The following is an 8,361-nucleotide window of genomic DNA, read 5'->3' as shown; positions in this document are numbered from 1 at the left end:
CCTGAAGGCATTTGTTTGGTGGCGATAGCGAAGAGGTCACACCCGTTCCCATGCCGAACACGGAAGTTAAGCTCTTCAGCGCCGATGGTAGTCGGGGGTTTCCCCCTGTGAGAGTAGGACGCCGCCATGCAATTTGAAAAAAGGGCAGCTCAAATGAGCTGCCCTTTTTGTATTCGGGTTTACCGGACGGTATGGAATGGAACGAGCCACTTTAATTGAGCCGCATTCCTGTGTGTTAAATAGACAGAGCGGGCACAATAAAAACCTGCCGATTCTGTATTGGTGTTAGGGTCGGGGCCGATCAGACATCAGATTGCTTGTTCAAATGATGATGAAATAACTATTAAGGCTGACCGTTAGACTGAGGTTGATTGGACGTATCCGTTAATAGACAAGGGCGGAAGGCATGTGCCATGGATTTGATGATATGTATCAGATGAAAATTAGGCCTTTCCAGCTGGCTTCTCATGGTAGTGACAATTGTTGGAACCGTAGAGGCTCGCAAATTATGGAGGACATGCCTCAGCTTTCTAAACCAATTACGGACGAGAAAAGATATTACAGCAGTTAAAACGAATCTTATTTCTCATCAATATGATTTAATGCAGCGAAATAGCTCAAACTAAGTTTGAGCCATTATTTTCTTTAGCATGCATCTTGCGTATTTGATCAAAATTTAATATGATACTCTTTGTATAATAACTCCTTGCCTCAATACAAAATACTCAACGTGTCCTCTTTTTCTCCGGTCATTTTCCTTTCATTTTCTCCCGTAAAATAAAGAAAGCTCCCAATACAACAAATACGGTGCGGATTTATTTTTAAAAAAAGGAGTCGTTATATTTGAATAATAGTTTTACATTAAAGCAGCAATGGTTTGGAAATATCCGAAAAGACATTCTTGCTGGCATTTTAGTTGCGTTAGCATTAATACCTGAAGCAATTGGCTTTTCTATTATAGCTGGTGTTGATCCGATGGTCGGTCTTTATGCGTCATTTTGTATAGCCATTATTATTTCTATTTTTGGCGGCAGACCAGGCATGATTTCAGCGGCAACTGGCTCAATGGCAGTCGTTATGGTGTCTCTGGTTGCTGATCATGGGCTTCAATATTTATTTGCGGCTACGATTTTGACAGGAATTATTCAGGTGATTTTAGGTATCAGTAAAATTGCGAGATTAATGAAATTCATCCCGCGTTCTGTGATGATCGGGTTTGTGAATGCGCTGGCGATCCTTATCTTCTCTGCGCAGCTTCCTCAGTTTGAAGGTGCTTCTTGGAGCATGTATGCGATGCTTGCCGGGTCGTTGGTTATTATTTATGTACTGCCGAGGTTTACGACTGCGGTTCCGTCTCCGCTTGTAGCGATTATTGTAATGACGATTATTGCGGTCACTTTCCATGTGGATGTGCGGACGGTAGGGGATATGGGCAATATTTCTAGCTCATTGCCTCATTTCTTAATTCCTGATGTTCCGTTTACCTTTGAGACGCTGCAAATCATTTTTCCATATTCAATTGCTTTAGCGTTTGTTGGATTGCTGGAATCTTTGCTGACAGCACAGATTATTGATGAAATGACGGATACAGACAGTGACAAAAATAAAGAGAGCCGTGGACAAGGAATTGCAAATATCGTAACTGGGTTCTTTGGCGGCATGGCTGGCTGCGCTATGATCGGACAATCTGTCATTAATACAAAAGCAGGCGGACGCGGGCGCTTGTCAGCGTTTGTTGCCGGTGCTTTTCTGATGTTTTTAATTGCCGTCTTAAGTACTGTCGTCGTGAAAATTCCGATGGCTGCGTTGGTGGCTGTTATGGTTATGGTATCTGTTGGCACATTTGATTGGTCATCTTTAAAAGGCCTCAAAAAAGCACCGCTCACAGACTCAATTGTCATGGTTGTGACTGTGATTACGGTTGTTGTGACGGACGACTTATCTAAAGGCGTATTCGTCGGCGTTCTCTTAAGTGCTGTGTTCTTTGTGGCAAAAATCTCGAAGCTGAAAATTGTTTCTCATGCAGAGGATCAAAAACTGAGAACGTACCAAGTGAAGGGGCAAATCTTTTTTGCGTCAGTGACTGAACTTACGAATGCGTTTATTTATCAAGAGGATATTGAGCGAGTCGTGATTGATTTAACTGAGGCCCACATATGGGATGATTCAGGAGCTGCGGCGCTTGATAAGATTGTAGTGAAGTTTAAAGAGCAAGGAATTGAGGCTGAAGTAAAGGGTTTGAACAAAGCTAGTAAAGCCCTTATGAAGCAAATGACATAAAGTGTGAAAGCCCAGATTGATGAGATCTGGGCTTTTTTTTATAACATATGACTGAATAGCATTGATATAATAGAGTGAGATAGAAATATTTAATAGGAGACTTGTATATGACGCTTCAGAAGCTGAACCGTGTATTGGGGAAAGTCATGCCGCTTTTAACGCCTACTAGTGTTGTGCTGGGCGTGCTGCTGTCTCAGTTTTTAAATGGATATGAAAGCGCTGTGCCTTGGATCTTTGCTTTTATTACGTTTGCTGGCAGTTTGAGCGCTAATTTTCAATCTTTGAGACATGCATTGTCTCATCCTCTTCCTATGATTCTTGCATTATTTGTTCTTCATATTTTTATGCCGCTTTTTGCTTGGGGCAGCGGCCATCTTATCTTTAAAGGCGATCCTTTGACGATCACCGGCTTAACATTGGCTGTTGTGATTCCTACGGGGATTACAAGCTTGATTTGGGCAGCGATGTACAAAGGGAATGTCGGTTTGACACTTTCAATTATTCTAGTTGATACGGTGCTGTCGCCGTTGATCGTTCCGCTGAGCCTTTCATTGCTAGCCGGCGCTCAGGTTCATATGGATGTGTGGGGGATGATGAAAGGGCTGATTGTGATGGTTGTGATACCTTCTTTTCTGGGTATGCTGTTTAATCAGATCTCATCTCCAGAAAGAACCGCATCTGTAAGCAGTGCGCTGTCGCCTTTTTCAAAGCTTTGCCTGATGGCTGTGATTGCGATTAACAGTTCTGCGATTGCCCCTTATTTCAAAGCCGTTGATTTGAGATTCGTAGGTATAGCGGCGACGGTATTCTTTATCGCGTTAACAGGCTATGCAGCTGCTTGGCTGATCGGTAAATTGATGAAAAGACGCCAGGAGGAAATTGTATCTCTTATTTTCACGGGAGGTATGAGAAATATCAGTGCCGGCGCAGTTCTTGCCGTGACGTTCTTTCCGTCTCAGGTTGCCGTTCCGGTGGTGATCGGCATGCTGTTTCAGCAGATACTGGCTGCTTTGTTTGGCTATATGCTGAATCGTTTTGAATTAAAACCTGTATTACAGAAAGCATGAAAAAAACCGTTCAAATTTATGAGCGGTTTTTTTCTCTGTATAGCCAATCACGATGATGAACTGTTTGCAGAAGAACTTGCGGCGGTGCACTGATACTCATCTAGCAGGTTTTCGGGTTCAATACCGATCAGCGCGAGTTCAGGCAGCCTATGGTCTTGAAACAAAGAACTGATATCTTGCACGTAATCAGCAGGGTATCTCTTGCTGCAGGCTGGCTGTAGGAAGGGGGAGGTGCCGGCGTTATGCCCTGAAAGAGTTCTGTTCAATTTTTTTGCTGAAAAAGCAAATATAAAAAATAAGGTACACCGAGGATCGCCAATATGATGCCTGCAGGCACTTCCGCGGGCTGGAAAAACAGTTTTCCGGCAAAGTCTGCGCTTATCACTAGCAGCATGCCGATTAAACCGCTCAGTGGCAGGATGTCGCGGTGTTCGACACCAGCCAGTCTCCGTGAAATATGGGGAGCGATTAAGCCGACAAACGCCATGCTGCCCGCTACGGAGACACAGGCGCTGATGATTGCTACACAAGCGACGAGCAGGATCGTTTTTTCTTTATTTGATGAAATACCCAGGCTTCTGACTGTGTCTTCATCAAAACGAATAGTGTCGAGCAAGCGGGACTTGGCGATAAGGATAGGTATAAACACTAGCATCCATGGGAGAACGGCTGTGATATACGTCCAGTTGGCAGACCAGATGCTTCCGTTTTTCCACACCATGGCCATTTGATAGTCTTGCGGATCCATTTTTAATGATAAAAACAACGACAGGGCGCTGAATCCTGAATTAATTGCGATCCCTACCAGAATAATTCTTCCTGAATCTAAATTGCCTCTGTGCCATGCAAATATGTAAATCAGGATCGCCGCGATCAGTCCTCCTATCAATCCGAAGAAAGGCATTCCCATCGCTGCAGCTATGGATGTCACTTCCTTCTGGCCTTGGAATAAGAGCATAAACGCTACAATGCCGGCTCCTGCCCCTGCGTTGATTCCGAGAATTCCAGGATCAGCAAGCCCGTTTCTCGTGATGGCCTGGATAACAGCGCCTGCAATGCCAAGACCGAGTCCGATAATAGCTGCCATGACAACCCGCGGCAGTCTTAAATCGAACAGCAAAATTTCATACTGTGGATTTGGATCAATCTGAAAAAGAGTGGAGAGCAGTTCAGCAGGACGAACAGAAAATGATCCGCTTGTTAAGCTGAAATAGCTGACAATGAGAATCAAAGTGATGAACACGGCATATTTTTTAGCCATTTTGCTCCCCTCCTTTTCGTTTAATCAAATAAAGGAAGAAAGGGACGCCGATAATGGATGTCACGACTTCAATCGGTGTTTCGAACGGATAATTGATAAATCTGCTTGCGAGATCACACAAGGTTAAAAAGATACCCCCCAAGATGCAGGAACACGGAATCAGCCTGCTGTAATCAGAGCCGACGAGAAATCGTGTGATATGAGGAACAACCAATCCGACAAACGCGATTTTTCCGGCCAGCGCTACTGCACTGCCGGTTAAAATGATGACTGAAAGCATTGCCATGATTTTAACGGTCTTTTTCTTTTGCCCCAGACTTTTAGAAATGTCGTCCCCTAATGATACGGCGGTCACCTTTTTGCTGAGAGAAATGGCCATTACAATGCCAATTAGGAAAAACGGAGCGGCTAGTTTCAGAAAATCTGGACTCATTTGGTGAAGTCTGGCACTGTACCAGAAACTGAGATCCTGTGAAATTTGAAAATATATCGACATGGCCGCTGATAAACTGCTGAGCAGCATGCTTGTGACTGTGCCGATGATGGCAAGCTGTACGGGGGAAAACCCGTTAGGCATCATGGCGGCAAGGCTGAATACCAACACAGCTCCTAGTGCTGAGCCGATAAAAGAGTAAATGATCATCTCAAACGAAGACGACTGCGGAAGCAGAACCATACAAAGCGTGATGATAAACGCGGAACCATCTGAAACGCCCATAATGGAGGGCGAAGCTAAATAATTGCGCGTAATGCCTTGCATAAGCGCTCCAGAAACAGCAAGAGCTGCCCCTATGAGCAGAGCGCCGGCAGCCCTTGGAATCCGGGAATGCCATATAATTTGATGGTCTGTGTTTCCCGGATCGAAATGAATAAGAGATGTAAAAACGATATCTGTGCTTAGATGCTTTGCGCCATATAGGATCGAAAGCAGCAGTGACAGTGCAATAGCAAATGGAGAAGTAATCAATATGATACGTGTCCACTGTTTTGAATACATACAAAAACCTACTCTGAATTAGTTTTGTGTCAATTTTTCAGCAGCCGCTTTCAGGAAGCGGACTTTGCTCCAAGCTGTGCCGCCTTGTGCAAGAGGATTTACCGAGTTGACGTACACATGATCTTCTTTGACTGCTTTCAGGCTTTTCCAGATTGGATTCTTCTCTAAGTCTTTTAAGGCATCAGGTTTATCTGCATTTTCATCATCAGAAAATTGGACGAAGATATGGTCCGGATTCATTTCACTTAATTTTTCTAATGAAATCAGCTCTTGTGCTTTTGCAGCTTTTACTTCGTCCGGCGCTTTAAGGCCTAAATCACCATAAAGTGTGGAGTTGAAGTATACCTGTTCAGGGTAAATGTAAATGTTGCCTTGTCTGATTCTGATGACCAGAGCTTTTGAATCTTTTGCTTTTTCGTTAATTTTTGTTTTCGTTTCTTTTAAATCCTGTTCATAGTCTGCAATGATTTTTTTCGCTTTTTTCTCTTTTCCAGTCAGCTGGGCAAGCAGCATCATGTTTTCCTTCCAGTTTGAAGAGATATGAGAAACTGGGATCGTTGTGCCGGCTGTGCTGATTTTTTGCAGCGTTTTTTCCGGGAACTTTGTTGAAGCAAGGATGACATCTGGCTTCATTTCAAGAATCTTTTCAATGTTTGGCTCCATTTTTTCTCCGGTTGCTTCGGCTTTATCAGTAATGTCTTTGAACATATCAGGGAATTTGCCGGAGAATGAAATCGCGCCTTGCGGATGAACGTCAAGCAGTTTCGCGTCTTCCATCGATTCTACGCTTCCCGTAATGGCAATTTTGTCTGTCGGTACAGTTACTTCATATGTTTTATCCAGGTATTCAATGTTCTTCTTCTCAGACGCTGTGCCGCTTGCCTTGCTGGCAGTCGATTCATTTTTGCTGCCGCAAGCTGCCGCCGTCAGCGCGAGAAGCAAGATTAATAAGGTAAGAGATAACTTTTTCATCTATAGAGCCTCCTGTTCAATTGATAACTATTATCAATTGGGATTATAGAGAATGAACAGGTATAACACCATGGACAAATTCCATATTTATCATGGACTATCACCGGAAAGTAAAGAAATGGTTTGCTGGACAATCCGTTTGTGCCCGCAAGCTGAGTATTCATTCCAAGGATCAAAGGATAGAAGATAAACACGGTTATTTCGTACCGCACTTAGGTTTTGCCACGCCTCTGTCTGTTGCAATTGCTGGTAATAAGCAAGGGTTTCAGGCTCTTTAAATAGAAAAAGCATGATGCAGTCAGCTTGGTCATTTGCGATATTTTCTAACGAAATAGCTTGATCTGAAGATGTGTCTTCCGTTTTTGCCGAATGAAATCCTAAATCTCCGAAGAAGACTTCGCGGACGCTTCGATTATGTGCCAGATAAAAGTTTTGCTTATGCAGCCTCAGAAAGAGGAAACGGAGCTTTTGGGCGTGCTGAAGTGTTTTTTTGCCGGCCGCTGCCTGCTGGTCATAAGCTGCGAGCCATTTTTCTGCTTCTGACTCTTCCTTTAAGAATGAGGCAGTTTGCAGAAAGTGAGTTCTCCAGCTTTCTTCTGAAGGAAGGTACATGACTTCTGCGATGCGATTCAGGCAATTTTTTTCTGCTGGAGATATAGAATCCATGCTGAAAATCACATCTGGTTCAGTCTGAGATAACGTGTTCAGGTTTTCTTCCCACCTTTCATTAAATCGGTATGCGCTGAGCTGGACGGGTATATCTGCCGAATAATGCTGATAGTAGTAAGATGTCCATTTTGGATGCAGCGCGGCCGCAAACGGTATGTGATTCAGGGGGATGAGATGGCCCATTGTGCCCCTTCCGTATGCGGCAATTTTTTTTCGGCGTTTTTTCATATAGCTTGTAGGTGAACAGCCTGTAAGCTTTTTAAAGATTCTGCTGAAATAAAATTCATCTTGATAGCCGGTTTGGTGGGCTATTTCCTTCAATTTGCAGTTTGACCTTGCCATGAGCTGTTTTGCTCGGGTGATTCGCGTTTTTGTGATGAACTCTGTTACGCTCTGACCTGTCCATTTTTTAAAACTATCGCTGTAGTGTTTGGCACTGATTCCTGCCATTTGCGACAGCTGGGCAAGTGTCATTTTTGTATCGGCGTGGGTTTCGATGTACTGTTTTGTTTTTTCGATTGCTGAATGTGTATCCGTCTGGTTAGATAAATTGGCAGTAAAGAGGTCATAAATCAGGCTTTGAACTTCAATCACACATTTTAGCTGAGAAAGCTGAGACGATTCATTCCATAGCGCTATAAGCTCTTGAAGCCGGACTGCAAGGTTTTCGATATGTGAAACATTCACAAGCTTCAGGTTGGATAGTTCGGTTTCTGTGCAGGGTGTTAAGATATCTTGCCCGGTTTCCTTGACATAACTTTGGAGCCTGATTAGATAGGCATCTATATGCCCTTGGGCTGCGGGCGTAAAGCCAAAGGTCTCGTTAGGCGGACAAACATAAAGTGTCTTTTTTTGCAAAGGACTGATGTTTGTTCCGATTGAAATATGGCCGTTTCCTTTTAAATGAAAGATCAGCACGAATGAATCGGCTAATTGCTGTTCTGAGAAGAGATCACTTGGTTTTTTTAGATATTCAATTTGTATGGGATGATAAATCACTGTATTTTGCACGAGTAGACCACCTTTTCAGAAGCATTCAATTGATAATCATTTTCAATAAAAATTGTACCAAATAAATGAAAGTTTTCCTATATAAAGCGGGTGGTTTTTTAGTA

Annotated in this window: 6 protein-coding genes, 1 rRNA gene and 1 pseudogene; 3 read left to right on the top strand and 5 right to left on the bottom strand. The window is 43.3% G+C overall.

Going from position 1 to position 8,361, the window contains the following annotated elements; genetic code table 11:
- The first annotated feature begins 14 nt into the window (after positions 1-14).
- The 3 genes from rrf to Q3W56_RS10270 all read left to right on the top strand — a co-directional run bounded on the left by rrf (position 15) and on the right by Q3W56_RS10270 (position 3,347).
- Positions 15-130 (top strand): 5S ribosomal RNA (gene rrf, locus Q3W56_RS10280).
- Positions 131-843: 713 nt separating this feature from the next.
- Positions 844-2,280 carry a SulP family inorganic anion transporter gene (locus Q3W56_RS10275; protein ID WP_019713137.1) on the top strand — a complete coding sequence of 479 codons (1,437 nt, stop codon included), beginning with the start codon at positions 844-846 and terminating at the stop codon, positions 2,278-2,280.
- Positions 2,281-2,426: 146 nt separating this feature from the next.
- Complete coding sequence (locus Q3W56_RS10270) at positions 2,427-3,347, top strand: bile acid:sodium symporter family protein (protein WP_080010221.1); 921 nt, start codon at positions 2,427-2,429, stop codon at positions 3,345-3,347.
- A gap of 71 nt (positions 3,348-3,418) precedes the next feature.
- Here the strand turns inward: Q3W56_RS10270 and Q3W56_RS21180 are convergent.
- The 5 genes and pseudogenes from Q3W56_RS21180 to btr all read right to left on the bottom strand — a co-directional run.
- Positions 3,419-3,613: pseudogene (locus Q3W56_RS21180) on the bottom strand (alpha/beta hydrolase); the annotation flags it as partial.
- Positions 3,610-4,608: an iron ABC transporter permease FeuC gene (gene feuC / locus Q3W56_RS10260; protein WP_302895387.1), complete on the bottom strand. Its 999-nt coding sequence runs from the start codon at positions 4,606-4,608 to the stop codon at positions 3,610-3,612. The pseudogene Q3W56_RS21180 and the gene feuC, both read right to left, overlap by 4 nt.
- Positions 4,601-5,605, bottom strand: a complete 1,005-nt coding sequence (locus Q3W56_RS10255; protein ID WP_019713140.1) for a FecCD family ABC transporter permease — start codon at positions 5,603-5,605, stop codon at positions 4,601-4,603. The genes feuC and Q3W56_RS10255 overlap by 8 nt, the downstream gene beginning before the upstream one ends.
- Before the next feature lie 18 nt (positions 5,606-5,623).
- Positions 5,624-6,577, bottom strand: coding sequence for an iron ABC transporter substrate-binding protein FeuA (gene feuA / locus Q3W56_RS10250; protein ID WP_019713141.1), 954 nt, complete (start codon positions 6,575-6,577; stop codon positions 5,624-5,626).
- Between the two features lie 90 nt (positions 6,578-6,667).
- Positions 6,668-8,257, bottom strand: coding sequence for a bacillibactin transport transcriptional regulator Btr (gene btr, locus Q3W56_RS10245; RefSeq protein ID WP_302895386.1), 1,590 nt, complete (start codon positions 8,255-8,257; stop codon positions 6,668-6,670).
- Positions 8,258-8,361: the final 104 nt, after the last annotated feature.

The sequence above is a fragment of the Bacillus sp. C28GYM-DRY-1 genome, from assembly GCF_030519405.1.
In the GTDB taxonomy this organism is placed as follows: domain Bacteria; phylum Bacillota; class Bacilli; order Bacillales; family Bacillaceae; genus Bacillus; species Bacillus spizizenii_A.
This window is presented reverse-complemented; position numbering and strand designations above follow the sequence as displayed.